Here is a 26,370-nt window from a genome sequence, read left to right on the forward strand (position 1 = left end):
AAATACCGTGCTGCGGTGAGCAAAAAGGTACGAAGGCGTTACGGCTAACGCTCCGTGATGGGGCGTGCTGATATCGATAAGCACCGTGATGGTGCGAATGGGTTGATGTAAAAATGGGGGGCCATCAGGTGATAGAATGAGGTGTATTCAGCGTCTGAATACATGACACAATCACCGCAAACGCTTGCTCCATGGCTGGCTCCTCCACACAGGCATAACCCAGCAATAAACCCCGCTTCTGGGTGGGTTGCAGGTAGTAGCTGGACAGTGGTTTCACCATCACGCCACGACGCAAAATCGCCGCGCTCAGTACCACATCATCAATGTGGGAAGGTAAACTGAGCAGCATATGCAGCCCGGCATTGCTGCTGTCGCCGACGTAATCCGCCCCCAGATGCTGTTCGATCAGCGACGTCAATAGCGCGCGGCGTTTGGCATACAGCAGGCGCATACGGCGGATGTGCGCGGCGTAGTGACCTTCGCGGATAAACTGCGCGAGCGTGGCTTGCGTGAGCCAGTGCCCACCGCGATATAGCTCGGAATGTGCCGTCTTCAGCGACTGCGCCAGTAGCGGCGGCAGCACCATGTAGCTCACGCGCAGGCCGGGATAAAGCGTTTTACTGCATGTCCCGATGTAGATTACCGGCGATTGCGTCTGTAACCCTTGCAGTGCGGGGATCGGACTACCAGAAAAGCGAAATTCGCTGTCGTAATCATCTTCCACCACCCAGCAGCCGTGTTCCTGTGCCAGTGCCAGTAACCGTTGACGACGCGCCAGACTCATCACTGCACCCAGTGGATATTGATGTGACGGTGTCACGCAAATTAAGCGCGGCACGGCGTCGGGTGCCAGCCTCTCCGGCGGTGCCAGCCCTTGTTCATCCACATCAATGGGGGTGATGCGCAGCCCGTTAATCGTCAGAACATTGCGAATCCCCCAATAGCAGGGATCTTCAATCCATGCCAAATCGCCGGGGTTACACAGCATTTTAGCCAGTAAATCCATTGCCTGATGGGTGCCTTCGGTAATCAGAATTTGCTCTGGCGTGCATTCCACAGAACGGGCGATGCGCAGATAATCCACCAGCGCGAATTGCAGTTCAGGGCAGCCGCCAACCGGCGAATAGGACAGTTGTTCGGGACGAACGCGTCGCGTCAGGCGCGTCTGAATACGTCGCCATAAATCATGGGGGAAACTGGCGATATCGGGAATACCCGGCATAAATGCCCCCCATTGCCGGATGGACGCCCCCGCATAGCCCAGCAGGTGCATACCGCGCCGGGAAAGCTCATGTTTAGGCTCACGCACGTCTCCCGTATCGGCACTATCCACGGGCTGCATATTACCGTCAGGTAATTGTTCTGTGACGAAGGTTCCACTTCCTTTACGTGCTTCGATATAGCCTTCCGCCAGTAGCTGTTCGTAGGCCGTCAGCACGGTATTGCGCGATAGCGCTAGCTGCTGCGCCAGATCGCGCGACGACGGCAGGCGAACGCCTGCGGCAATGGCACCATCAAGAATCGCCAGCCGGATGCTGTCGTACACACGTTTATTCAGCGCCCCGTCCTGCTGGTTGGCTAAACGCTGAAGCAATAAGTCGGTCAGAAGTGAGCGCAAAGTGGATCCTTTAAATATTCAAAACTGGCACTGGATTATAGAACCATCTCACGTCTAAATGACACCATCATCTTGCGATTAACTGTCATCGTTTAACTAATCATCTTCAACTAACCGATGTGTTTGGGATACCGGAGCAGACCATGAAGAATAGCGAACTAAATCAACGCCGTCTGGCCGCCACGCCGCGTGGTGTGGGCGTCATGTGTGATTTCTATGCTGAGCGTGCGGAAAACAGCACCCTGTGGGATGTTGAAGGACGAGAGTTTATCGATTTCGCCGCTGGGATCGCGGTGCTGAACACCGGTCACCGCCACCCGAAGATTGTCGCTGCGGTGCGTGAGCAGTTGGAGCGCTTTACCCATACGGCTTACCAGATTGTGCCTTACGGCAGTTATGTCTCTTTGGCCGAACGCATCAACGCGCTGGCACCGATTCAGGGCGCTGCAAAAACCGCGTTCTTTACCACCGGGGCGGAAGCGGTGGAAAACGCGGTGAAAATCGCCCGTGCGTACACCAAACGTCCTGGTGTGATTGCCTTCAACGCCGCGTTTCACGGTCGTACGCTGTTGACCATGACGCTGACGGGCAAAGTGGCACCGTACTCCACGGGGTTCGGCCCGTTCCCCGGTTCCATTTTTCATGCGCTTTACCCGAATGAAAAAACGGGTATCACCGTTGAGCAGGCGCTGGAAAGCGTCGAACGTATTATGCACACCGACATCGGGGCCGATCAGGTTGCCGCGATTATTCTGGAGCCAGTACAGGGTGAAGGCGGTTTTCACGTCGCGCCGCCAGCCTTTATCAGCGGGCTGCGTAAGCTGTGTGATGAACACGGTATTCTGCTGATAGCCGATGAAGTGCAAACGGGTTTTGCGCGTACCGGCAAACTGTTTGCGATGGAATACTACGCGGATAAAGCGGATCTGATCACCATGGCGAAGAGTCTGGGCGGCGGCTTCCCGATTTCTGGCGTCGTCGGTCGCGCCGAAGTGATGGATGCGCCATCGCCAGGTGGGCTGGGCGGCACCTATGCGGGCAACCCGCTGGCTGTGGCCTCTGCGCTGGCGGTACTGGACGTGATTGAAGAAGAGAAATTGTGCCAGCGGGCACAGCGTCTGGGTGCCGCACTGGTGGAAACGCTGGAAAAGATCAAAGCGCAGTGTCCCGCGCTGGTGGCGATTCGGGCGCAAGGGTCAATGGTGGCGGCAGAATTTAACGATCCGAATACTGGCAAACCCTCGTCAGAGATTACCCGTCAATTTCAGAAAAGCGCGTTGGAGGCGGGTCTGCTGCTGCTGACCTGTGGCGTACATGGCAACGTGATCCGTTTCCTGTATCCGTTAACGGTTCCTGACGATCAGTTCAGCAAGGCCATGAGCATCCTGACGCGCGTATTAACACGATAGAAGAGGCGCTATGCAACTCAAATCATCTATTCCATTGAAACAACAAGCCTTATTCCGTCAACACTGCCTGATTGATGGTGAATGGCAAGACAGCCAAAACGGCGAGCGTCTGGATGTGACTAATCCAGCGACAGGCGAGGTGCTTGGGTCAGTGCCGCTGGTGACGGTGTCACAAACCGAGCAGGCCATTGCTGCGGCTGAACAGGCGCTGGTTGAATGGCGTAAGAAGACAGGAAAAGAACGTGCCGCGCTGTTGCAGGCGTGGGCGCGCCTGATTATGGACAATCAGGATGACTTAGCCGCGCTACTGACGGCGGAACAGGGAAAACCGCTGGCGGAAGCGCGTGGCGAAATTGGCTATGCGACCAGCTTCATTGACTGGTTTGCGGAAGAAGCGAAACGCATTGAAGGCAGCGTGTTGCAATCGCCGCAGGGACAGCAGCGTTTGCTGGTCATTAAGCAGCCTATCGGCGTGTGTGCAGCTATCACACCGTGGAATTTTCCGGCGGCGATGATCACGCGTAAAGTCGGGCCTGCGCTGGCGGCAGGCTGCACGATGATCGTCAAACCGGCCGAGCAGACGCCGTTTACCGCGCTGGCGCTGGCGGAACTGGCGCAACAGGCGGGGATTCCACGCGGCGTGTTGCAGGTTATCGTCGGTGATGCCCAGTCGGTGGGTAAGGTGCTATGTGATAGTCCGGTGGTGCGCAAACTGAGCTTCACGGGTTCCACAGAAGTCGGGCGTATCCTGATGGCGCAGAGTGCGCCGACGGTGAAAAAGTTGTCGCTGGAGCTGGGTGGCAACGCACCGTTTATCGTGTTCGACGATGCCGATGTGGATCAGGCGGTGAAAGGCATTCTGGCCTCCAAGTTTCGTAACAGCGGGCAGACCTGCGTTTGCGCCAACCGTATCTATGTGCAGGACGGTATTTACCCGACGCTGGTAGCACGACTGATTGAGGAAGTACGCAAGCTGAACGTCGGCGACGGTACGCAACCGGGTGTGACGCAAGGGCCGCTGATTGATAACGATGCGATTAACAAAGTCGAACAGCATATTGCCGATGCGTTAGCACACGGAGCCACGCTGCTGTTGGGAGGGAAACGCCACGAGTTGGGCGGTACGTTCTTTACACCAACGATTGTCGGCGACGTGACCCGCGAGATGCGTTTCGCGCGTGAAGAGACGTTCGGCCCCGTCGCGCCGTTGTTCCGCTTCAGTGAGGAAGCTGAAGTGATTGCGATGGCGAACGATACGGAATTCGGGCTGGCAGCTTATATCTACACGCGTGATGCGGTGCGCCAGTGGACCGTACCGGAAGCGCTGGATTACGGCATGGTCGGGATCAACACCGGGCTGATCTCGAATGAAGTCGCGCCGTTTGGCGGGGTGAAGCAATCAGGGCTGGGCCGTGAAGGATCGCGTTTCGGCATCGAAGACTATCTGGAAATGAAATACCTTTGCGTTGATCTGTCCAGATAACACGCAGTCCCGATCGTCGGTAAAAAACAGGCGTCGGCAGTGAATCTCGGCGCATGGGTGACAGGCGTACATGCGTCTGAGTGGTGCAGGGCAATATTGGCCTGCACCACAATATGGCAGAAATGGCGACATCTTATCAGGCTTCAGACATTGCGGTGTCTTACTGATATTTCTCATCGCCGTTCCCGCCATCGCAGTGGAAACATCAATAAAATTTTTGAATTGGCACAGTTTATGCTCATATTTTTTTGCATGAGTTCATTGATCAATGACGCATCAAAAATGCACGGCATAAAAAGTAGGGTATGCAAAATTGTGATACGCATTTGACCTTTACGTTGACTACCACTCCAGGAGCAAAATCATGTCCAAATTCACTACTCCTTCCAAAGCAAAAGGGTTCTTCAAGCGTCAGACGCTGAAAAAAATGGCGGCGACGGCTTTTCTGGTGACGCTGGCCTGCCAGGCGCAGGCGGAATCTGTCACGGTGATCTCATTCGGTGGCCTGAATAAAGAAGCGCAGGATAAGGCATTTTACAAACCGTTTGCCGCCGCGGGCAAAGGCACGGTAGAGGCCGGTGAATACAACGGTGAAATGGCGCGTATCCGGGCGATGGTGGAAACCGGGCAGGTGGGCTGGGATATTGTGGAAGTCGAAGGGCCTGAGCTGCTGCGCGGCTGTAGCGAAGGGCTGTTTGAGCCGCTGGACTGGTCAAAACTGGGCGATCAATCCCAGTTTGTTAAAGGGGCGGTCAGCGAATGCGGCGCGGGTATTTTCCTGTTTTCAACCGTCCTGACGTATAACGCACAGAAGCTGAAGCAGGCACCGAAAAACTGGGCGGATTTCTGGAATGTCAAAGAGTACCCCGGTAAACGTGCGCTGCGTAAAAGCGCCAAATTCACGCTGGAAATCGCGCTGCTGGCCGATGGCGTGAAGCGTGACGATCTCTACAACGTATTGGCGACGCCGGAAGGTGTCGATCGTGCCTTTAAGAAACTGGATCAGATTAAATCGAACATTCAGTGGTGGGAATCCGGTGCGCAGCCACTGCAATGGCTGGTGTCGGGTGATGTGGTGATGACCTCCGCGTACAACGGCCGTGTTGCCGCCGCGCAGAAAGAAGGGCATGACTTCAAGATTGTCTGGGCCGATAGCATTTACGATCTGGATAGCTGGGCGATTGTCAAAGGCTCCAAGCATAAGGCGCTGGCGGAGCAGTTTATTGCGTTTGCCAACCAGCCGGAAAACCAGAAGGTGTTCGCCGAAAACATTCCGTATGGCCCGACACACGTTAAAGCCACCAGTATGCTGGCACCGGCCATTTCCTCTAATCTGCCAACGGCACCCGAGAATCTGGCGCAGTCTTTGCAGGTTGACACTGAGTTTTGGATCGATCACGGCGAAGAGTTGGAACAACGCTTCAACGCCTGGGCCGCACAGTAACACCGCAGTGATTGATCGTACGTGATGATGGAGAAAGAGCCTATGTCCCAGAATACTATCGCCACCGCTGCACCGTCCGGCGGAAACGAGGACTATTCGACACTGAAACAGCAATTATCGATGGCGCAGAAAGCCTATAAAAAACGCTCTCTGCTGCTGATTGCGCCGCTGTTTCTATTTATCGTGGTGAGTTTTCTCTTCCCGATCACCTCGATTTTGGGGAAAAGCGTCTCTAACCCGGAATTGCGTGACAATATGCCGCAAACCATTGCCGCTATGCGGCTCTGGGCGGGCAACAATGTGCCGGATGAGGCGGTTTTTCGGGCGTTGGTTAGCGATCTGCGCGATGCCCGTAGCAGCGGTAAATTAAGCACGATCACCAAACGATTAGGGTATGAAGGCGCGGAGTATCGCACGCTGATAACCCGTACATTGCGCAAGCTGCCCGCCGAGGGCAGCAGCGATATCCGTGAGCAACTCATACGTGAACAGCCGATGTGGGGCGAATTGGCGACCTGGAAAACGTTCGATCGCGCCGCACGGCCTTTCACCAGCTATTACCTGTTGGCGGTGTTTGATCACAAAGTCGATGCCACAACGCAGCAAATCGTCCCGCAGCCAGCCGATCAGGCGCTGTATGTCGATGTACTGTTGCGCACGCTATTGATGGCGGGTGTGGTGACGCTGCTGTGTGTGGGATTAGGGTATCCGCTGGCGTACTGGCTGGCAAAACAACCCGCTAACCGCGCTAACCTGCTGCTGATCCTGGTGCTGCTACCGTTCTGGACCTCGCTGATTGTGCGCACGGCAAGCTGGATTGTACTGTTGCAGTCTGGCGGATTGATCAACCGTTCGCTAATTAACATCGGTATCATCGACGAGCCGCTGGTGCTGGTGTTTAACCGCATTGGTGTCTATATCTCAATGACCCATATCTTGCTGCCGTTTTTCATTCTACCGTTATATGCGGTGATGAAAGGCATCTCCCCAAACTACGTGCGGGCGGCGATCTCGCTGGGGGCGCATCCGTTTATCGCTTTCTGGCGAGTCTATGTCCCGCAAACCTACGCAGGGGTGACGGCAGGGGCGTTACTGGTCTTTATGATGGCGATTGGTTACTACATTACCCCCGCGCTGCTGGGCGGGCCGAGTGACCAGATGCTGAGCTATTTTGTCGCGTTCTTCACCAATAGTACGATGAACTGGGGAATGGCGGCCGCGCTGGGGACGCAACTACTGATTATCGTGACGCTGCTGTATGTAGTGTACATCCGCGTGACGCGTACCAATGCCGATGCGGCGGCGCGCTAACCACGATATCTACAACCTTATACTAGGGAGATAACAAATGAGACAGCAGGGTGCAGTGGTTATCCGCCTATGGAATGCGTTCTTTAATTTCTATGGGGCAGCGATGCTGTTGTTTTTAATCGTGCCTGTGTTGGTGATTGTTCCGCTCTCGTTTAATGCGGGGTCGTTTCTGAGCTACCCGCTGACGGGGTTTTCCCTGCGCTGGTATCGCGAGTTTTTTAATTCCAGTGAATGGCTGGGCGCACTGGGGAACAGTTTGTTGATTGCGCCGCTGGCGACACTGCTGGCGACGATACTCGGCGTATTAGCCTCAGTCGGCCTGGTGCGTGGAGAGTTTCGCGGTAAATCGCTGGTGATGGCGGTATTGATTTCACCGATGATTGCGCCAGTGGTGATTGTCGCAGTCGGGATGTTTTTCTTTTTCGCCAAGCTGTCGCTGCTGAATAGTTATCTGGGGCTGGTATTGGCACATGCGATGCTGGGGGTGCCATTCGTGGTGATTACGGTCACCGCAGTGTTGAAGAACTACGATCATAACCTGACGCGAGCCGCTGCCAGTCTGGGTGCCTCGCCACTGTTGGCTTTTCGCAAAGTGACGTTTCCGCTGATTGCACCGGGCGTGTTCTCCGGCGCGCTGTTTGCCTTTGCGACCTCGTTCGATGAGGTGATCGTCACGCTGTTTCTTGCCAGCCCACGTCAGCGCACGTTACCGTTACAGATGTTTGCCGGTATCCGTGAAAACCTTGACCCGACGATAGCCGCTGCCGCAACCATGATGGTGGGCGCGGCGCTAATCCTGCTGGTCGTGATGGAGATTTTACGCCGCCGTTCAGAACGGTTACGGAGTGGGAATTAACATTCCGCAGTGAACATTCGTTCACTGCGGGATCGCGCTGAGGACGTCAGATGCGAAACGCCGCAACGGCATGACTGAGTTCATCAGCCCGTTCGGACAATGAGCTGGCAGCGGAGGCGGCCTCGTTAACCAGCGCGGCGTTTTGCTGTGTGACCGTTTCCATCTGTGAAATTGCGGTATTAATCTGCCCGATCCCCAGACTTTGTTCATGGCTGGCGGTAGAGATTTCGGTGACGAGTGAAGCAACCTGTTTGATGTCTTCCACCACGCTCTGAATCGTGCTGCCAGCGTCGATGACAACCGTGTGCCCGCGATTCGCCTGTTCGACGGATACCCCGATCAGTTCTTTGATCTCTTTAGCCGCATTGGCGCTACGTTGTGCCAACGTGCGAACCTCTCCTGCGACGACCGCAAAGCCTCGCCCCTGTTCTCCCGCCCGTGCGGCTTCCACGGCAGCGTTCAGCGCAAGGATGTTGGTCTGGAATGCGATACCGTCGATCACACTGATAATATTGGTGATTTTATCTGCGGAAGACACCATCTGTTGCATGGCGGTGGTCACTGCGCCCATCATTTTTCCGCCATCAATGGCGCGCTGTGAGGCGGTTGTTGCCAGTTGGCTGGCGTGGGCGGCATGAGTGGCATTCTGTTTAACGGAGGAGGTCATCTGTTCCATTGACGCGGCGGTTTCCTCCAGTGAGCTGGCCTGTTGCTCGGTTCGCGAGGAGAGATCAATATTGCCGCTGCTGATCTGGCTGGATGCCGTTGCAATAATGTCGGCGTTACTGTGTACACGCTCAACGATATCCGTCAGATTCAACACCATTTCTCGCAGCGCGGTTTGCAACTGTCCCATTTCATCACGCGAGGTAATCGCGATGCGATGCGTCAGATCGCCGCTTGCGACTTTCCGCGCTAAATCCACGGCATGTTTTATCGGGACGGCAATCGACGTAATCAACCGCCAGCCGGATAAGGCAACGATAGCGATGCCCACTACAAGCGTAATCACGAGGAAAAATAATATATTACTGAAAATATTTTGTGAGTCGGAATAGAGTGTATGGCCTACATCAAATTGTAATTTAATCAACCGATCGGCAATGTTTTTCAGGGGTTCATATTCGCTTTTTAGTGTGTGATTGATGATGTACTCTAAAGTATCTCTGTCGTTTTTCTTTATGGCATTAATGGCGGGAATGACGGCTTTGTCATTGTATTGTTTGTATAATGTTAGAAACTGTTCTTCTAATTTTTTTTCTTCGTCTGTTAAATAGGTTTTACTGTATAATGCCCATTGCGCATCGTAGATTTTTTGTGCCTCCTCAATATGCGCCAGCCCATTTTTGACATTGTTCGGTTGAGATAGATCAACGCTGGCGATTTCAAACATCACGTTGTTCACCTGCCGGGCGATATTATCCAGATAGCCCAATGCGATTAGCCTATCCTCATACAAAGTTTTCATCGACTGGTTGGTATTATTCATGCCAAACAGCCCGATAAGTGAGACAACCAAAAGCAGTAATGCCATTAACAACATAACCGAAATTAATTTAAATTTAATGCTCATAAATACCTCTAATTACTCCCAGGTAAGGAGCGGTATTTCTATATCGACGGAATAAAGAGAAGGTTTATATTGAAATAAACTACAGTTTGAAAATGGTAGTAAGGGGATTTTTAATAGCATCAATTCACATAAGAATATAAATTCATCGGCATTCTATTCTGAATAAAAAATAGCAATAGAAATATTATTCTGTTTGGGAAGCGGCGTTGTGGCGAAAAGCAGGGAATAATACGTATTTTTACACCATAAAATCAGTGCGACGATCTTTCCTCTGCGCGAAAAACGCAGAGGAAAAAGCAATGCTTAATGTTGTTGAGCCAATTGTGCGGCGTCATGCAGATTAAGACGCTGCCAGAAATTCTGCGGCCCCTTATCTCCCGCTGCGCCAGAGAGCGGATAACCGTCAGGCAGCGCGGTTTTCACCATCAGGTTTCTGCGCTGGGTTGCGGAGAGATGGGGGAGCACTGGCTCCAGCAGGACGTCTGCCCCCAGAGGAACACTCACCGGAGACGCCGTGCCAGATTGAACAGGCAGACCGTACGTCATGGTGTAGTGATAAAACGTCTTCATTTCCGGTGCCGCATAGGGATCATCCTGTGGCGCATTCCTGGCACAGGCGCTCAGCGTGGTGCCACAGGCTTTCTCTAAGGCGCTGCGCAATTCAGCCTTAGCCTGTTCAAACAGCCGACGATACTGGGGATCGTTGAGGTAGTAAGCCACGTTGCGTTCGGCAATCATTCGTGAACCGATCACGTCTAAGGGATAATGAACACCCAGCACAACGCGCGAATAACCATAGCGCGCGCCACGATCGATCAACGGAACGAAGCGTTCAGGGATCATTTCTGCTAACAGCAACGCGTCGGTGTAACCGGCGTTGGTGTGCCCGCTCGGAAACGCCCCGCCGGAAGCGGTATAGGGTTTGTTATCGCCAATCACTGCGGTATCAGGCACCAGATGAACGGTGTTATCCGGTTGTAGAAAAGGGCGGGGATAATTGAAGTAGAGTTTAGCCTCGGCGGTACTGACTTCTGACGCTTTGATTAAGGCTGCCGCCTTACGCAGTTCGCCACGATTATAAGCGCTGATAAATGCATTGCCGAGCTTCGGACCTAGCGCATCGGCCAGAAAATAGAGATAGTTGATGCCCTCTGCATCCACCAGAGCCTGTTCGCGTTGTCCGATGGTAGCTTCGCGATTAATGCGCGTTACGATAGCTGTATTGTGCTGCAACACATCGGCAGAAAGGTGTGAAAAAGATGCCAGCAAGGCAATACCGGCCTGCTGGTTAACTTTTACGGCGAAGTCGTAGCCGCTCGCGCTCAGCCACTCGGTGTCTGCCATTAGCGACGTCTGCCTTGCCTGCTCCAACTGTGCCCGGTTGAGCTGTGGCGCATCTCCCTGGATTGCCTTACGTAGCGCGGCCTGAATGGATTGCTCCAGTTCAATGACAGGAGGACGATTACTGGCCTGCGTGGTGGAATCTACAATAGCGCGGATAGACGTGTTATTCGGCTCAGATGCCGCAGCAAACCCAGAAAACGGTAGCCAGAAAAGGCTGACGCCAGACAATAGCTTGATGACAGGGAGAAGAATAGAGCGATAACGCATTATGGCATCCTTAATTGAGGAGAACATTTTTAGTGATGCGTTAAGACTAGGTGTTGATTGTGATGGTAATGTTTCGAAATACATTTCGAGATACTTATCAACGAATTATCACGATTTATTATCTTTGGTGATACAGTGAAATTCGCGGCGAAAACGTGACGTATTTAAAGAAAAAACGGCTTTGCAGCAATAATGGAATTTGCAATCAGGCTTTTCTTTTCCCTTCAAATTACTCCGCCTCGCGTGTCGCATGAACGGCACCTTTCGGGAACCGACGCTGTGTTGTCACTCAGTCTACGACTAGGTTACGCCGTTTCTATCGGTGGGCATTGATAGCGATGGATATCGGGTAGATCGTGCAATGCCACTGCTTTACTAAAATACCATCCTTGTATTATCGCTGAAGGGCACTGTTGCAGGATGTAAGCCGCTTGCTCACGGGTTTCTACCCCTTCGATGATCACCGGGATGTTCAGTTTTTTGATCAAGGTGAATAGCAGATCCGCCATAGCGGCATTAATCGTGTCCGTACCGATGGAGCCGACAAAAATCTTGTCAATTTTGATCATATCGAACGGTAAGTGGCTCAGATAGTCGAGGTTGGAATAACCCGTACCAAAATCATCAAGCGCGACCTTATAGCCCGAACGACGGAAGGCCGCAAGACCGTTGGCAAGCGTCTGATGCGACGCGCTCGAACGCTCGGTAAGTTCCAGCATGATGCGCGTTCTATCGATCGTCAACTCGTCGCACATGTGCTGTAGGAAGTGGAGATAATCAGGTGAAACAATATCAGATACGGACAGATTAATGCTGAGAAGAAACGGCGTTTCCTGCGTGAGGTACGGCTGCATATCGCGCAACGCTTGACGGGTGATGATGCGGGTTAATTCGGCCGAGCACCCCATTTTTTCTGCAATGCTGATGAAATATTCTGGCGAGACATTGTCACCACACTCGTTTTTCCAGCGCGCCAGAGCTTCGACGCCAATAATAGCGCGCTGTGGCAGGCTGATCAGAGGCTGGTAATGTACCTGAAAACGTTGGTGTTTAATGGCGCGTTTTAGCTGTGATGCTAACGCATGGTGCCGATCGTAGTAGAGCTGATAGGAAAGCGTAAAACTGGCGCCAATGAGTGCCCCGACAAAAAATAGCGAGGCAATGATATACCATGGACGATATAGGATACCGGCGGAATCCAACTGAGCCAGTACGCAGATATTCCGGTGCGGGGCGCAGAAAAACGTCTGGCGTTTTCCCATTGTCAGCCAGGTGTTATTCTGGTGCGGTGCTTGTTTGAATGCAGTGAGATCGATGTTGCCAAATATTTGATAGACGTGATCCAGATTACTCGTTAATAGTATCGCGCTGTATTCGACGGGTGGCTGAATAAAACGGCGAAATGCAGCGGCAGAGGTAATGGTGACAACCTCGTGGAGGCCTGCCATATCCGCAGTAATGCGCGGATCTATCACATCCTTCATTGCTGTCCACAGTTGCACGCCCTCGGAGGTCGTCAGGTTTGGCGGCAGCAGATAAATCGGTGGGTTGAGTATGCCCCAACCCGCAGAGCAGATAAGATAGTTGTTCTTGATGCGCCCGATATCACGTAGATAAACGGAATAAAAGGAGATCAGGCGTAATTCTTTCAGGTCGGCGCTGGAGCACGGCTCGTTATCTAGCGTCAGCACGCGGTTAATGGTTTCCCTGGCTTCATTTGCAACGGCGGTTCCTTGCTCGAGCACATCCTGGCTATAGCTCTGCAACTCCGTTTGCTCCTGCCTGGCTAGAACTCCCTGCCCAATAAACAGAGCCAGGAGTGCGCTACCCAACGAAATCAAAATAAGTCTGAACCACAATCCGGTGTTGGTAGTTAAATTGGGCATAGCGGCCATCTGGAAGCGTGACGGGAATAATACGGCATGGGTTCAAATATCGCATCCTTGCCAGTTGTACAGCATAAAAAACCGTTCCTGCAAATCAGAAACAACGTACGGCCTTTCGGTAAGGTAATAACACTTTTTACTATTCTAAAAGAAATCTCTGATAACTAACGGTCGGAAACACAGATAAAAATAGGCTAGTTCTTCCCCTCGTTTCGTCACTGCTGAAAAAATTTGCTTTCAATAGGCACCCATTGGCCCGCTATCCCACTGAATGAATGGGCAAGATGACAGTCTGTACAGCATGGCAGTTCACTTGCGTGAACATGCATAATATTCATATACATCATATGGCTATTGGTTTTGGGATTGTGGCTCAGGAGGCGGCTGACACTCTGAATCTTGCCATGCAGGTTCTCTGGCTCGTGCAGTTGGCGCTCAGGAACAGAATATAGGCAAAAGTGAACCCGGTCAGAGGATAACCGTATTGAAAAAAGCCGCCGGGGTATCTAATGCTGTTCACGTAGTGTGAGTTTAGGGGAAACACGGTGACGAGGTTCCCGCAGGGCTACCTCGCACCGTGGTCACCCCCGGTATCTCGATCTTTAAACGATTGGCGTTACGCCGATGTCTCTGTGCTCCTGATAGTTATCGCGATGTTGATAGCATTGATGGCCGTAAAACGCTATGACAGAGTCCCGTTAACTTCCCATCGCGTTCATCACTGCCAGTGTCATGGCTTCTACCCCAGTGCGTATTGTCGGTTCAGGTACGGGAGCAAAGAAAGGCGAGTGATTACTGGGTATCTCTGCCCCTTCATTTTTCCATTTCGCGATTTGCTCCGGCGAATAAACCCCGATGTTGAAATACAGTGAAGGGATCCCCTGATTGACGAATGCTGAGAAGTCTTCACTGGCAGAAGCTGGTTCATCTGCTTCAATGAAATTGGCACCGAATTTTGCTTTGAACACTGCGCCAGTCGAGGCAGCCAGATTGCTATCGTTGATCACGGAGTCGACTTTGCTCTCTCCGATAGAGATCACCGGTTTTGGCGCTCTGCTCGCAGCGGATGAGGCATTCGCAATGCGTGTCACTCCGTCGATCAGTGTGCTGCGCACATTATTATCATAGCTACGGATGGTTCCCTGAATCTTGGCCTCGTCGGGGATGATGTTACCAGATGAGCCGGCATTGAAGGCACCTACCGTAATCACCCCGAACTTATTGGGGGAGATCTCACGACTTACGACGGATTGCACATCCGTAACAAAACGGGCTCCTATGACCACGGGATCGATGGTTTTCTCGGGCATGGAACCATGTCCACCTTCGCCCTTAAAGGTAATCGAGAAGGAATCGCCATTTGATGTCTGCACGCCGGGCTTGAAAGAGACCTTTCCGTATTCAGTCGGAGACGTATGAAGTGCGAATGCATAGTCGGGTTTGCCAAAACGATCAAAGATACCGTCCTTAATCATCGCGCTGGCTCCGGTAATACGCTCTTCTGCGGGTTGCGCGACAAACAACAATGTGCCATGCCATTTGGTTTTCATCTTGACCAGAGCAGAAGCGGTGCCGACCCATGTAGCCATATGAATATCGTGACCACAGGAATGCGCGACATACGTTTCCTTGCCCGTTAGATCAGTTTGTTTCGCATGGCTGGCATAAGGCAGGCCACTCTTTTCCTCCATAGGCAGAGCATCCAGTTCTGTACGAACCATGATCACTGGCCCGTCGCCGTTCTTATAGATAGCAACAACCCCGGTTCCACCAACCTTCTCCGTCACCTGAAAGCCGAGAGTTCGCATCTGGTCAGCCAACACCTTTGCCGTCCTCACTTCTTGAAAGCCCAGTTCGGGATGCTGATGGATATCTTTGTATAGCGTATCGAGCTGCTGATAATTTGCGTCCAGATATGTGTGAATATCCTTATCGACACCTGAAATATCCAGCGCATAGGTGGACTGCGCCGTACAGAGGAGGAGGGCTGCCATGCTTAATGGGAATAGCTTCTTCATTTATCTTCCTTTCAAACAACGAAACATAAGTTGGTTATAAAAGCCACCTTTCAGAAAATAATGGACGTAAGCTCGCCGATGCTTTGCTTCGGATAAGCTGAACGTTGTCCTTCTGTTTCTTGAAGGCCGCGGGGCAGGTTGGCAATATTGGCTTGCTAATCACAAGCCCGATCTTGTACTGCTGTAAATCGTGCAGGGGGAATTGCACGACAAAAATCCGTTTTGATGAACATATGGAAATTGTATTTATAAATTTTTGACTTTCAAACGCTGATTTTTCGTGTAACCCATCGAATAATTAGATATGTTGTCACCATGTCAAATATTCCCCGTTCTACACTTGAGCAATGGGCGGTCTTGCGTGCGATCGTTGATGAAGGCAGTTTTTCGGCTGCCGCGAGTGTACTCAACCGTAGCCAATCATCGGTCAGTTATGCTGTTGCGCGCCTGCGCGACGCGATCGGCATAGAACTGTTGGTCATGGAGGGCAGGAGTGCAACCCTGACACCAGCGGGAGCGGCACTTTTGGCAGAGACCATTCCCCTGATCGACGCACTCAGTAATGTTGAGCGACGCGGGGGCGGCATCGCGGATGGCGAACCTGTGAAATTGCACTTACTTATCGATATGCTGTTTCCCCGTGAACGCCTGTTTGATGCACTGTCGCAGTTCCGGCAGACTTATCCGGGTGTTGATATTCATCTGGAGGAATCAGTACGCCAGCTTCCTGATAATGACATTCTTGACTGGCATGATCTATCGATTCTCCTTGCCCCGCCGGGGGAAGTGGGCGATGCGACGGTGGCTAATATAGAATTATGTCCCGTTGCCGCACCGGGCCATCCTCTTGCCGCAACGACCAGCCCAAACCTGACAGGACACATTAAAGTAGAAATACGCGGTGCTTCGCCCAATGCGGCTTTACATACCGCCCAACGAACATGGCTGATGAATACGATTGAAGGCGCTACGGATGCAATCCGGCGGGGGCTTTGTTTCGGCTGGCTACCTGTCGATGCGATAAGGGGCGATCTGAGTAACGGCTTGCTGGTCCCCCTCAAACTTGCCGCTGGCGACAGTCGAATTATTCATCTAAACCTTTATCGAGGGAGTACCGATGCGGCAGCATCAAACGCGGCAAAGTATCTGGAGCGTTTGCTGCGCGCTCCTGTTTGAACCGCGTCCTTTACCGCAGGATACCTGTACTCATTTTTAGCTACGCTGTCATGAGATGATGTGAGACGACATGAAATGAAAAATCCACGCAACTGCGTGGATTTTAACGGGTTTGTTAGTCTTTACGAGATGCAGTGATATCACATAAGACAACAGAAGCAAATTAGACGTTGAACAGGAAATTCATGACATCGCCATCTTTTACGATGTAATCTTTACCTTCTGAACGCATTTTTCCGGCTTCTTTCGCGCCTTGTTCGCCTTTGTAGGTGATGAAATCTTCATAGGCAATAGTTTGCGCACGGATGAAGCCTTTCTCGAAGTCGGTGTGGATCTTGCCTGCGGCCTGTGGGGCGGTGGCACCGACAGGAATGGTCCAGGCACGAACTTCTTTCACGCCAGCGGTGAAGTAGGTTTGCAGGTTCAATAGCTCATAGCCCGCGCGGATCACGCGGTTCAGGCCCGGTTCTTCCAGACCTAGTTCAGCCATAAATTCTTCACGGTCAGCATCGTCCAGCTCCGCAATATCTGATTCAACGGCGGCGCAGACAGCCACGACAACGGAACCTTCAGCAGCCGCAATGTCACGCACTTTATCGAGGTACGGGTTATTTTCGAAACCGTCTTCGTTGACGTTGGCAATGTACATCGTTGGCTTCAGGGTTAGGAAGCTCAGGTATTTGATGGCAGCTTTATCTTCATCAGTTAAATCCAGCGAACGCAACATACCGGCATTTTCCAACTGCGGTAAGCATTTTTCCAGTGCGGCCAGCTCAGCTTTGGCATCTTTATCACCGCCTTTGGCGCGCTTCTGCACGCGATGGATGGCGCGTTCACAGGTATCGAGATCAGACAACGCCAGTTCGGTATTGATCACGTCGATGTCATCGGCCGGATCAACTTTGTTGTTGACGTGGATGATGTTGTCGTTTTCAAAACAGCGCACAACATGGCCGATGGCTTCCGTTTCACGGATGTTGGTCAGGAACTGGTTACCTAAACCTTCACCTTTGGAGGCGCCTTTTACCAGACCTGCGATATCAACAAACTCCATGGTGGTAGGGAGAATACGTTGTGGTTTAACGATTTCTGCCAGTTTGTCCAGACGCGGATCGGGCATCGGCACTACGCCGGTGTTTGGCTCGATGGTACAAAACGGGAAGTTGGCCGCTTCGATGCCGGCTTTGGTCAACGCATTGAACAGTGTGGATTTACCGACGTTAGGCAGCCCAACGATACCGCATTTGAATCCCATGTTTATATCACCTTAAATAACTTATTAATCAGGCGATTACTGTATATCGCCTGTCAGAATGGAAACATTACGGCCGATTATACACGGAATGGTGATTTATCTCGATCTGCCATCCGCATTCTGACCAGATTATGCCGCTTTGAAGGCATGCAAGCGGTTCATCGCTTTTATCATGTCTTCTTTCATCAGAATTTCTGTACAGCGCACCGCCTCGTCAATCGCACCGTCGATCAGGGTCTGTTCGCTTGTCGGCGGTTTGCCCAATACGAAACCCGTCACTTTGCTTTTATCACCAGGATGACCGATACCAATGCGCAAACGATGGAAGTTCGGGTTATTGCTCAATTTACTGATGATGTCTTTCAGACCGTTGTGACCACCGTGCCCGCCACCCAATTTCAGTTTGGCAATCCCTGGTAATAAATCCAGTTCATCGTGGGCAACCAGAATTTCATCAGGCTGGATGCGGTAGAAGGTGGCCATTGCTGCGACGGCTTTTCCGCTCAGGTTCATGAATGTTGTGGGAACCAGCAGGCGTACATCTTGCCCGGCCAGATTCAGACGAGAGGTGTAACCAAAAAATTTACTTTCTTCTTTCAGCGGCTGGCGGTAAGCGTCGGCTAAACGATCGACAAACCAGGCTCCCGCATTATGGCGGGTGGCCGCATATTCAGCGCCGGGGTTCGCCAGACCGACAATTAATTTAATGCTGCTCACGGTATATTCCAGATTACGTGCTTACACTTAGGCAGGGTAGCGTGATAATGAGGGCATTAGTTTACACACCGCATGGTAGATAGCCAAATATACCCGCCATTCTTCAGGCCACATGTGCATTGGCTGTTGGAATGCGAGAGTCGTGTTATTGGTTTAAACGTAAAAATATTCATCATTCCTTTTGTCTGTGATCCCTCCCGCAATCATTCAGGTGCATGTTGCCTATAATTAAGTCAATAGGTGGTAATGGCACTCCGATTCATCCACAGAATTAATCTGGAGGTGGCAGATGAAACGTAAAAATGTGGCAATGTTGGGTAATGTGTTGATGGGGGCCGGTCTGGTGCTAATGATTGGCGGCATTGGTTTATCTATCGCCAGCCAGTTCCCTAAACTGACGGTTCCTACGTATATGACTTATACGGATCTTGTCGGTATCTTTGCTGGCGCAATATTTTGGTTGGTGGGCGCGCGCGTTAGCGGGCGTGAAGAAGTTGCAGACCGTTACTGGTGGGTCAAACACTTTGATAAACGTTGTCGTCGCCAGCGTCACCCATAAGCGTCATTAAAATTGAGCAGATTAAGGCTACAGTAACCTCGCCATATATTTTATAGCGGTAATACTATCAGTAAAGAAAGCCACCTTGTTACAGGTGGCTTCATGTCGTTTGCGATCGGTCGTTCAGTCAGAAGTGATTAGTGTTCAAACATCGCAGAAATGGATTCTTCGTTGCTGATACGACGAATCGCTTCGGCCAACATACCGGATAGCGTCAATGTACGAACATTCGGCAGTAAACGAATGTTTTCCGCCAGCGGAATGGTATCGCAGACAATCACTTCATCAATGACAGAGTTCTTGATGTTCTCGTAAGCATTGCCTGAGAAGATCGGGTGTGTGGCATAAGCGAATACGCGTTTAGCCCCACGCTCTTTCAGCGCTTCCGCCGCTTTGCACAGCGTACCGCCGGTGTCGATCATATCGTCGACCAGCACACAGTCACGGCCAGCGACGTCACCGATGATGTGCATCACCTGAGAAACGTTGGCACGCGGGCGGCGCTTGTCGATGATCGCCATATCGGTATCGTTCAGCAGTTTGGCGATTGCGCGGGCACGCACAACACCACCGATGTCTGGAGAAACCACGATGGGGTTTTCCAGATTCTGTTGCAGCATATCTTCCAGCAAGATCGGGCTACCGAATACGTTATCGACTGGTACATCGAAGAAGCCTTGGATCTGCTCAGCGTGCAGGTCAACGGTCAGAACACGGTCAACACCGACGCTGGACAGGAAGTCAGCAACGACTTTCGCGGTGATGGGCACACGGGCGGAACGCACACGACGATCCTGACGGGCATAGCCGAAGTAGGGGATCACAGCGGTAATACGTCCCGCAGAAGCGCGACGCAGAGCATCGACCATCACAACCAGTTCCATTAGGTTGTCGTTGGTGGGTGCACAGGTGGACTGGATGATGAAAATATCACCACCGCGTACATTTTCATTGATTTGCACGCTGACTTCGCCATCGCTAAAACGACCGACAGCGGCGTCGCCGAGGCTAGTGTACAAACGGTTGGCAATACGTTGTGCTAGTTCCGGGATGGCGTTACCAGCAAAAAGCTTCATATCAGGCACGAGAAGAACCTCAGGCTTGCGTCCAGAGAAATATTGCACCTGCCAGGCAGGGACGATCAACAGGTACAATATGCATACGGGTGTATGAATTAAGTTTGCTACAGACCGGCCGCACGGCAGTCGGTGTGTGGCAAAACCTAACGTTGCCCGGAAAGCGTACGTTGTAGCGGAGAGATATTAACACCTCGCGCGACGAAACCGTTTAACCATTCCGGGGCCTGGTCAAGCACCTGACGGGCTGCGAACTCGGTGTCAAACTCTGCAAACACACAAGCCCCCGTTCCAGTCAGGCGCGCCGGGGCATATTCTAGCAGCCATGAAAGTCGCTGTTCAACCTCACGAAAACGTTTTCTTACGATAGCTTCACAATCATTGACGAAGGTCTGGTTTAATAAACTTTCTAAATCACGGACTGGTGAATTACGCGTCAATTCCGGGTCGCTGAAAATCAATGGCGTGGCGATACTCACGCCAGGGTGAACCACCAGATACCATTTCTCTGGCGGATCCGCAGGGGTTAACCGCTCACCAATCCCTTCGGCAAAGGCCGCATGTCCACGGATAAACACGGGAACATCCGCACCCAATTGCAGGCCTAGTTCTGCCAACGCCTCAACGCTTAGCCCACTTTGCCACAGATAGTTAAGGGCAACTAGCACGGTCGCTGCATTGGATGACCCCCCACCCAGCCCGCCGCCCATCGGCAGGCACTTCTTAATACTGATATCTGCGCCGAGCCGGGCAGTGTGAAGATGATGGCGCTCGCAATACTGCTGTAATAAGCGTGCGGCACGAACAATCAGATTTTGCTCGTTCTCTACACCGTCAATCGGTGTAAGCAGGTTAATCTGGTTATCGTTACGTGGTTGAATCGTCAGTGTGTCGCCATAATCCAGAAATTGAAATAGCGTTTGTAGCAGGTGATATCCGTCGTTTCTCTGACCAGTAATGTAAAGAAACAGGTTCAGTTTGGCGGGGGAAGGCCATGTTTCAATCACTGTCGGTTGCATCGCTTATTTAACCATCCAGTTATTCATCTTCAGTTTAATACGTTGTTCACCTTGAACCAGTTCCAGACTGGTTGGTAACGGAGGCGTTAACTCGGTGTTGTAGCTCTGATAGCTAACATGCCAGTTTTGATCGCCCTGACGATAGGTGACGGTTTTCAGCAGATAACGTTCATCCAGCGTGAATTCGCTGGCGTCGCCCGGAATACCGCGTATCCACTGACGCAGGTTATTCAGCGGGATTGCCATGCCGGTCAGTTGCTGAATCATGTATTCCGCGTCTTTACCCACATAGCGTTTGCCCTGGTTATCGGTGATTTGTACGCCGTCAGGCTGGGCGCGCAGTTCTAATTCAGTGCTGCCGAGCGGGTTGGTCAGCAGCAGTCGGTAACGTTGTGGCGGCGTGTCCTGCCAGAAAAAATTGGCTGATACTTTCTTGCTATCGGAGATATAGGCAAAAGCGCCACGCGTCTGAAATTGGCTGAGCTGCTGTACTTTTTGCTGATGCTGTTGCCACTCTGGCGAGGTGGGGCTTTTACCCGTTTGAGTCGGTTGATTAACGCTACAGGCAGCGAGCAAAATGCTGGCTAAAGGCAGTAAACGCAGGCATCGGACGGTTTGGGTTTGCATGTCGGTCGTATCCTGTAAATGAAAGAAGTCCGTGAAAGACATCACGCTAACGGGCTTACCGCTCAGCGTCAATGGTTGTTATCCGTTAATGGCGTTTATTGGTTTTTGTCAAAAAGTGATTACCCCAGACGAGGTGTATCGCGTGCTGTCGCTTTTCTTGCACCCCTGCATCAAGTAGAATGCGACTCAAACGAAACCCATACTAAGACCGGTATTACTCAGAAACAGCCTCATGACCCTGCTTGCGCTTGGTATCAATCACAAAACCGCACCGGTTTCTCTGCGTGAACGCGTTGTGTTCTCACCAGATAAATTAGGGGTGGCTCTCGACAGTCTGCTACAGCAATCGCTGGTGCAGGGCGGCGTTGTGTTGTCTACCTGCAATCGCACGGAGCTCTATCTCAGCGTTGACGAACAGGAAAACCAGCGTGAACAGTTGATTCACTGGTTGTGTGAATATCATCATCTGCGCCCGGAAGAAGTTAATGGCAGCCTGTATTGGCATCAGGATAATGCCGCCGTTAGCCATCTGATGCGTGTTGCCAGCGGTCTGGATTCTCTGGTGTTAGGTGAACCGCAGATTTTGGGACAGGTAAAAAAGGCGTTTGCTGAATCACAACGTGGTCATTCCCTGTCCAGCGAACTGGAGCGGTTGTTCCAGAAGTCTTTTACTGTTGCCAAGCGTGTTCGCACGGAAACGGATATCGGTGCCAGTGCGGTGTCGGTGGCGTTTGCGGCTTGTACGCTGGCGCGACAGATTTTTGAATCATTGGCGGATGTCACGGTACTGCTTGTTGGTGCCGGAGAAACCATTGAACTGGTCGCTCGCTACCTTCGCGAGCATAACGTACAGAAAATGGTGATTGCGAACCGTACCCGTGAACGCGCACAGGCGCTGGCAACGGAGGTAGGAGCGGAAGTCATTACGCTGGCAGAGTTGGACGAACAGCTTGTTCAGACCGACATTGTGATCAGTTCAACGGCGAGTACGCTGCCGATTATCGGAAAAGGGATGATGGAACGGACGCTGAAGGCGAGACGAAATCAACCAATGCTGATGGTGGATATTGCGGTTCCGCGTGATATCGAACCGGAAGTGGGTAAACTGCCGAACATTTATCTCTACAGCGTGGACGATCTGCATGCGATCATTCAGCATAATCTCGCGCAGCGCAAAGCCGCAGCGGTGCAGGCTGAATCCATCGTACAGCAGGAAAGCGCCGATTTCATGGCGTGGCTGCGTGCGCAGTCTGCTGTGGAAACGATTCGTGATTATCGCGCTCAGGCTGACGAACTGCGTGCGGAAATGACGGCCAAGGCGCTGGCTGCCATCCAACAAGGAAGTGACGTTGAAACGGTGATTCAGGAACTGACACACCGTTTAACCAACCGTCTGATTCACGCGCCGACCAAATCCCTTCAGCAAGCCGCTCGTGACGGCGACCAAAACCGGTTACAAATTTTACGCGACAGCCTTGGGCTGGACTAGCATTCATCTCTATTACAGGATTTAACCGCCCGCATGAAGCCTTCTATTGTTGCTAAACTGGAAGCGTTACAAGAACGCCATGAAGAAGTTCAGGCGTTACTCGGTGAGCCTAGCGTCATCGCTGATATGGAGCGTTTTCGCGCGTTGTCGCGAGAATATGCTCAGCTTACGGATATTACCCGCTGTTTCCAGCAATGGCAGCAGGCGCAAGAGGATCAACAAACAGCAGAAATGATGCTGGACGATCCTGAAATGCGCGATATGGCGCAGGAAGAATTGAAAGAGGGCAAAGCGACAATTGAAGCCCTGGAACAGCAGCTTCAGGTGCTGCTGCTGCCGAAAGATCCTGATGACGAGCGCGGCTGTTTTCTCGAAGTGCGCGCCGGGACGGGCGGTGACGAGGCTGCGATTTTTGCTGGCGATTTGTTCCGTATGTATAGCCGTTATGCCGAATCGCGTCGCTGGCGCGTTGAGATAATGAGCGCCAGCGATGGTGAGCATGGTGGCTACAAAGAGGTTATCGCTAAAATTTCCGGCGATGGCGTATACGGCCAGCTTAAGTTTGAGTCCGGCGGTCATCGCGTACAGCGCGTTCCCGCCACTGAATCTCAGGGACGGATCCATACGTCAGCCTGTACGGTCGCTGTAATGGCGGAAGTGCCGGAAGCGGAACTGCCGGATATCAATCCTGCGGATCTACGTATCGATACGTTCCGTTCTTCTGGTGCAGGCGGGCAGCACGTTAACACCACCGATTCTGCAATCCGTATTACCCACTTACCAACCGGTATTGTTGTGGAATGTCAAGACGAACGTTCACAGCACAAAAACAAAGCCAAAGCGCTGTCTGTGTTGGGGGCGCGTATTCGTGCGGCAGAAGTACAGAAGCGTCAGCAGGAAGAAGCATCAACCCGCCGTAATTTGCTCGGTAGCGGCGACCGCTCTGACCGTATCCGTACCTATAATTTCCCACAGGGAAGGGTGACCGATCACCGCATTAACCTGACGCTTTATCGACTGGATGAAGTGATGGAAGGGAAACTGGATACGCTGATTCAGCCAGTAGTGCAGGAATATCAGGCTGACCAGCTTGCTGCACTGTCCGAGCAGGAATAATGACGTATCAGGATTGGTTGATTTCTGCGACGACACATCTCGCGGCGGGAGAAAGCCCGAAGCGAGATGCGGAAATTTTGCTGGGCTTTGTGACCGGGAAATCCCGCACCTTTCTGCTGGCATTTGGTGAAAGCCAACTGACAGAGGTTGAACAGCAGGAGTTAGCTGAACTGCTGGCGCGCCGCGCACAGGGAGAACCCATCGCTTATTTGATCGGCGTGCGCGAGTTCTGGTCACTGCCGCTTGCCGTGTCGCCCGCCACGTTAATTCCTCGTCCCGATACCGAGTGTCTGGTGGAACAAGCATTGTTGCGTCTGCCTCAAACGCCGTGTGCGCTGCTGGATTTGGGCACAGGAACCGGCGCTATCGCGTTGGCGCTGGCCAGTGAGCGACGCGATTGTCGGGTGACGGGCATTGATGTTCAGCCCGACGCCGTTGCGTTGGCGATAAAAAACGCCCAACAATTGGGTTTAGACAACACCCATTTCTTATCGGGAAGCTGGTATTCACCACTTGATCAAACGCGTTTTGCGCTTATCGCCAGTAATCCTCCTTATATCGATGCCGATGATGTGCATTTGTCACAGGGCGATGTCCGTTTTGAACCCGCCAGCGCACTGATTGCTGCTGACAACGGGTTGGCGGATTTACGCACCATTATTGAATCTGCTCCGCATTATTTAGAGGCTGGTGGCTGGTTGCTGCTGGAACATGGCTGGCAACAGGGCGAGGCGGTACGTCAGCTCTTGCAGGCGCGAGGATTTACACACATAGAAACCTGCCAGGACTATGGTGGCAATGACCGCGTATCGTTAGGACGCTGGTCAGATTCCACCACTTAATTAGGAGCAATAGACGTGATAACCCTTTATTCCGCCACGATATATCTGCATCTGGCGACGGTTGGCATCAGTATTTCCCTGTTTATTATTCGTTTTTTCTGGTTGTGCCGACAATCACTTCTGCTGCAACAGCGCTGGGTGAAAATCCTGCCGCATATTAACGATACCTTGTTATTAATCAGCGGTATTGGTTTAATCATTCTTAGCCACAGGTATCCGTTTACGCCCGAGCAAAGCTGGCTGACGGAAAAACTGTTTGGCGTTATCATTTATATCCTTTTTGGCGCTATCGCCTTGGGAAAACGTCCCCGTAGTCAGAAAATTCGCTGGCTGACGTTTGTGTCTGCTTTAATATGCTTTGGTGTGGTCGTGCTGCTGGCACTGACCCAATCACCGCTGCTAATGGAATAATTATGAGTGCTATTGCTGATTTTGAATTTAACCAGTCACGCCTGAGTGATGGTGTCGTGTTGGTTTCACAGGCTATTCGCCGCGACTTTCCCGCTCAGGATGTGCGGCAAAATCTGCAACAGTTGGTTGAGAGCGCTCGAGCCGTTATTCCTGACGACCTTGAGCAAGATCTTCAGCTTGAAAAACTGATTGAACTGTTTTATCACACCTGGGGGTTCGGCGGTGCGGGCGGCGTCTATCGTCTGTCTGATGCACTGTGGTTGGATCAGGTGCTGGAATCTCGTCAGGGTATGCCTGTGTCATTGGGCGTCATTTTCTTGCATATCGCTAATGAACTGGGTCTGCCGCTGATGCCAGTCATTTTCCCAACGCAGTTGATTCTGCGCGCCGACTGGCTCGACGAAGAGATGTGGCTGATCAACCCGCTCAATGGCGATACGCTGAGCGAGCATGTGCTGGAAGTTTGGCTGAAAGGTAACATTGGCCCGTCAACCTACTTGCTGGATGAAGATCTGGATGAATCTGAGAACGTCCTGATTGTGCGTAAAATGCTCGACACATTAAAAGTCGCGCTAATGGAAGAAAAACAGATGGAGTTGGCGTTGAGAGCCAGCGAAGCGGTGCTGCAATTTGACCCGGACGATCCTTATGAAATTCGCGATCGCGGCCTGATTTATGCTCAATTGGATTGTGACCATATTGCGCTGTCCGATCTCAACTACTTCGTTGAGCAATGCCCGGAAGATCCCGTGAGTGAAATGATAAAAGTACAGATTCACTCGATAGAGCAGAAACAGATTGTCTTGCATTAAAAAAACAGTCTTACATTAAGAAACCGTTTTGCAGTAATGCAGCGTTAATTTATTTCCCGACA

At 51.9% G+C, this 26,370-nt stretch carries 23 protein-coding genes; 13 read left to right on the forward strand and 10 right to left on the reverse strand.

Annotated elements, in window-relative coordinates; genetic code table 11:
• Positions 1-124 precede the first annotated feature (124 nt).
• Positions 125-1,618, reverse strand: coding sequence for a MocR-like pyridoxine biosynthesis transcription factor PdxR (pdxR, locus tag OI69_RS08920; protein ID WP_039348970.1), 1,494 nt, complete (start codon positions 1,616-1,618; stop codon positions 125-127).
• Between the two features lie 143 nt (positions 1,619-1,761).
• On the opposite strand from pdxR, the gene OI69_RS08925 reads away from it, so the two are divergent.
• From OI69_RS08925 to OI69_RS08945, 5 genes are all read left to right on the forward strand, one after another.
• Complete coding sequence (locus OI69_RS08925) at positions 1,762-3,027, forward strand: 4-aminobutyrate--2-oxoglutarate transaminase (protein ID WP_039348974.1); 1,266 nt, start codon at positions 1,762-1,764, stop codon at positions 3,025-3,027.
• A 10-nt stretch (positions 3,028-3,037) separates the two neighbouring features.
• A complete protein-coding gene (locus OI69_RS08930; RefSeq protein ID WP_039348975.1) occupies positions 3,038-4,510 on the forward strand; it encodes an NAD-dependent succinate-semialdehyde dehydrogenase in 1,473 nt (490 codons plus the stop codon).
• 364 nt (positions 4,511-4,874) lie between these two features.
• Positions 4,875-5,954, forward strand: a complete 1,080-nt coding sequence (locus tag OI69_RS08935) for an ABC transporter substrate-binding protein (RefSeq protein ID WP_039348979.1) — start codon at positions 4,875-4,877, stop codon at positions 5,952-5,954.
• Between the two features lie 42 nt (positions 5,955-5,996).
• Positions 5,997-7,265 carry an ABC transporter permease gene (locus OI69_RS08940; protein WP_039348982.1) on the forward strand — a complete coding sequence of 423 codons (1,269 nt, stop codon included), beginning with the start codon at positions 5,997-5,999 and terminating at the stop codon, positions 7,263-7,265.
• Between the two features lie 37 nt (positions 7,266-7,302).
• Positions 7,303-8,121, forward strand: coding sequence for an ABC transporter permease (locus OI69_RS08945; RefSeq protein WP_039348985.1), 819 nt, complete (start codon positions 7,303-7,305; stop codon positions 8,119-8,121).
• 46 nt (positions 8,122-8,167) lie between these two features.
• Here OI69_RS08945 and OI69_RS08950 read toward each other — a convergent pair whose 3' ends face one another.
• From OI69_RS08950 to OI69_RS08965, 4 genes are all read right to left on the reverse strand, one after another.
• Positions 8,168-9,694, reverse strand: coding sequence for a methyl-accepting chemotaxis protein (locus tag OI69_RS08950; protein WP_039348988.1), 1,527 nt, complete (start codon positions 9,692-9,694; stop codon positions 8,168-8,170).
• Between the two features lie 303 nt (positions 9,695-9,997).
• Positions 9,998-11,305: an acid phosphatase gene (locus tag OI69_RS08955; protein ID WP_039348991.1), complete on the reverse strand. Its 1,308-nt coding sequence runs from the start codon at positions 11,303-11,305 to the stop codon at positions 9,998-10,000.
• Positions 11,306-11,610: 305 nt separating this feature from the next.
• Positions 11,611-13,191, reverse strand: a complete 1,581-nt coding sequence (locus OI69_RS08960; RefSeq protein ID WP_039348993.1) for an EAL domain-containing protein — start codon at positions 13,189-13,191, stop codon at positions 11,611-11,613.
• 698 nt (positions 13,192-13,889) lie between these two features.
• A complete protein-coding gene (locus tag OI69_RS08965) occupies positions 13,890-15,209 on the reverse strand; it encodes an amidohydrolase (RefSeq protein WP_039348995.1) in 1,320 nt (439 codons plus the stop codon).
• A 315-nt stretch (positions 15,210-15,524) separates the two neighbouring features.
• On the opposite strand from OI69_RS08965, the gene OI69_RS08970 reads away from it, so the two are divergent.
• Positions 15,525-16,385, forward strand: coding sequence for a LysR family transcriptional regulator (locus tag OI69_RS08970; RefSeq protein WP_080752627.1), 861 nt, complete (start codon positions 15,525-15,527; stop codon positions 16,383-16,385).
• Between the two features lie 163 nt (positions 16,386-16,548).
• Here OI69_RS08970 and ychF read toward each other — a convergent pair whose 3' ends face one another.
• Both ychF and pth read right to left on the reverse strand, forming a co-directional pair.
• A complete protein-coding gene (ychF, locus tag OI69_RS08975; RefSeq protein WP_039348998.1) occupies positions 16,549-17,640 on the reverse strand; it encodes a redox-regulated ATPase YchF in 1,092 nt (363 codons plus the stop codon).
• Between the two features lie 129 nt (positions 17,641-17,769).
• Positions 17,770-18,357 (reverse strand): aminoacyl-tRNA hydrolase, encoded by a 588-nt coding sequence (gene pth / locus OI69_RS08980; protein WP_039349001.1) that lies wholly within the window; start codon positions 18,355-18,357, stop codon positions 17,770-17,772.
• A gap of 289 nt (positions 18,358-18,646) precedes the next feature.
• Here pth and ychH point away from each other — a divergent pair, with 289 nt between their 5' ends.
• Entirely contained in the window at positions 18,647-18,916 is a 270-nt protein-coding gene (ychH, locus tag OI69_RS08985; RefSeq protein WP_039349004.1) for a stress-induced protein YchH, read from the forward strand.
• Positions 18,917-19,053: 137 nt separating this feature from the next.
• Here ychH and prs read toward each other — a convergent pair whose 3' ends face one another.
• The 3 genes from prs to lolB form a co-directional block, all read right to left on the reverse strand.
• Positions 19,054-20,001 carry a ribose-phosphate diphosphokinase gene (gene prs, locus OI69_RS08990; RefSeq protein WP_039349007.1) on the reverse strand — a complete coding sequence of 316 codons (948 nt, stop codon included), beginning with the start codon at positions 19,999-20,001 and terminating at the stop codon, positions 19,054-19,056.
• 137 nt (positions 20,002-20,138) lie between these two features.
• On the reverse strand, positions 20,139-21,011 hold the full coding sequence (ispE, locus tag OI69_RS08995) for a 4-(cytidine 5'-diphospho)-2-C-methyl-D-erythritol kinase (RefSeq protein ID WP_039349011.1): 873 nt from the start codon (positions 21,009-21,011) through the stop codon (positions 20,139-20,141).
• Between the two features lie 3 nt (positions 21,012-21,014).
• On the reverse strand, positions 21,015-21,638 hold the full coding sequence (lolB, locus tag OI69_RS09000) for a lipoprotein insertase outer membrane protein LolB (protein ID WP_039349013.1): 624 nt from the start codon (positions 21,636-21,638) through the stop codon (positions 21,015-21,017).
• Positions 21,639-21,669: 31 nt separating this feature from the next.
• On the opposite strand from lolB, the gene OI69_RS19820 reads away from it, so the two are divergent.
• The 6 genes from OI69_RS19820 to sirB1 are packed head-to-tail and all read left to right on the forward strand — an operon-like array spanning position 21,670 to position 26,308.
• Positions 21,670-21,816, forward strand: coding sequence for a hypothetical protein (locus tag OI69_RS19820; RefSeq protein ID WP_154715534.1), 147 nt, complete (start codon positions 21,670-21,672; stop codon positions 21,814-21,816).
• A 54-nt stretch (positions 21,817-21,870) separates the two neighbouring features.
• Positions 21,871-23,127, forward strand: coding sequence for a glutamyl-tRNA reductase (hemA, locus tag OI69_RS09005; RefSeq protein WP_039349016.1), 1,257 nt, complete (start codon positions 21,871-21,873; stop codon positions 23,125-23,127).
• A gap of 33 nt (positions 23,128-23,160) precedes the next feature.
• Entirely contained in the window at positions 23,161-24,243 is a 1,083-nt protein-coding gene (gene prfA, locus OI69_RS09010; protein ID WP_039349019.1) for a peptide chain release factor 1, read from the forward strand.
• Positions 24,243-25,085 carry a peptide chain release factor N(5)-glutamine methyltransferase gene (prmC, locus tag OI69_RS09015; RefSeq protein WP_039349022.1) on the forward strand — a complete coding sequence of 281 codons (843 nt, stop codon included), beginning with the start codon at positions 24,243-24,245 and terminating at the stop codon, positions 25,083-25,085. The genes prfA and prmC overlap by 1 nt, the downstream gene beginning before the upstream one ends.
• A 15-nt stretch (positions 25,086-25,100) precedes the next feature.
• A complete protein-coding gene (locus tag OI69_RS09020; protein WP_039349024.1) occupies positions 25,101-25,496 on the forward strand; it encodes a SirB2 family protein in 396 nt (131 codons plus the stop codon).
• A gap of 2 nt (positions 25,497-25,498) precedes the next feature.
• A complete protein-coding gene (sirB1, locus tag OI69_RS09025; RefSeq protein WP_039349027.1) occupies positions 25,499-26,308 on the forward strand; it encodes an invasion regulator SirB1 in 810 nt (269 codons plus the stop codon).
• Positions 26,309-26,370: the final 62 nt, after the last annotated feature.

It is taken from the genome of Pectobacterium fontis, from assembly GCF_000803215.1.
Taxonomy (GTDB): domain Bacteria; phylum Pseudomonadota; class Gammaproteobacteria; order Enterobacterales; family Enterobacteriaceae; genus Pectobacterium; species Pectobacterium fontis.

Excerpts from the sequence above, each read along its gene's own strand:
- OI69_RS08925 (WP_039348974.1), top strand. The coding sequence starts at position 1,762 with ATGAAGAATAGCGAACTAAATCAACGCCGTCTGGCCGCCACGCCGCGT.
- OI69_RS08930 (WP_039348975.1), top strand. The coding sequence starts at position 3,038 with ATGCAACTCAAATCATCTATTCCATTGAAACAACAAGCCTTATTCCGT.
- OI69_RS08935 (WP_039348979.1), top strand. The coding sequence starts at position 4,875 with ATGTCCAAATTCACTACTCCTTCCAAAGCAAAAGGGTTCTTCAAGCGT.
- OI69_RS08940 (WP_039348982.1), top strand. The coding sequence starts at position 5,997 with ATGTCCCAGAATACTATCGCCACCGCTGCACCGTCCGGCGGAAACGAG.
- OI69_RS08945 (WP_039348985.1), top strand. The coding sequence starts at position 7,303 with ATGAGACAGCAGGGTGCAGTGGTTATCCGCCTATGGAATGCGTTCTTT.
- OI69_RS08950 (WP_039348988.1), bottom strand. The coding sequence starts at position 9,694 with ATGAGCATTAAATTTAAATTAATTTCGGTTATGTTGTTAATGGCATTA.
- OI69_RS08955 (WP_039348991.1), bottom strand. The coding sequence starts at position 11,305 with ATGCGTTATCGCTCTATTCTTCTCCCTGTCATCAAGCTATTGTCTGGC.
- OI69_RS08960 (WP_039348993.1), bottom strand. The coding sequence starts at position 13,191 with ATGCCCAATTTAACTACCAACACCGGATTGTGGTTCAGACTTATTTTG.
- OI69_RS08965 (WP_039348995.1), bottom strand. The coding sequence starts at position 15,209 with ATGAAGAAGCTATTCCCATTAAGCATGGCAGCCCTCCTCCTCTGTACG.
- OI69_RS08970 (WP_080752627.1), top strand. The coding sequence starts at position 15,525 with ATGTCAAATATTCCCCGTTCTACACTTGAGCAATGGGCGGTCTTGCGT.
- ychF (WP_039348998.1), bottom strand. The coding sequence starts at position 17,640 with ATGGGATTCAAATGCGGTATCGTTGGGCTGCCTAACGTCGGTAAATCC.
- ychH (WP_039349004.1), top strand. The coding sequence starts at position 18,647 with ATGAAACGTAAAAATGTGGCAATGTTGGGTAATGTGTTGATGGGGGCC.
- ispE (WP_039349011.1), bottom strand. The coding sequence starts at position 21,011 with ATGCAACCGACAGTGATTGAAACATGGCCTTCCCCCGCCAAACTGAAC.
- lolB (WP_039349013.1), bottom strand. The coding sequence starts at position 21,638 with ATGCAAACCCAAACCGTCCGATGCCTGCGTTTACTGCCTTTAGCCAGC.
- hemA (WP_039349016.1), top strand. The coding sequence starts at position 21,871 with ATGACCCTGCTTGCGCTTGGTATCAATCACAAAACCGCACCGGTTTCT.
- prfA (WP_039349019.1), top strand. The coding sequence starts at position 23,161 with ATGAAGCCTTCTATTGTTGCTAAACTGGAAGCGTTACAAGAACGCCAT.
- prmC (WP_039349022.1), top strand. The coding sequence starts at position 24,243 with ATGACGTATCAGGATTGGTTGATTTCTGCGACGACACATCTCGCGGCG.
- sirB1 (WP_039349027.1), top strand. The coding sequence starts at position 25,499 with ATGAGTGCTATTGCTGATTTTGAATTTAACCAGTCACGCCTGAGTGAT.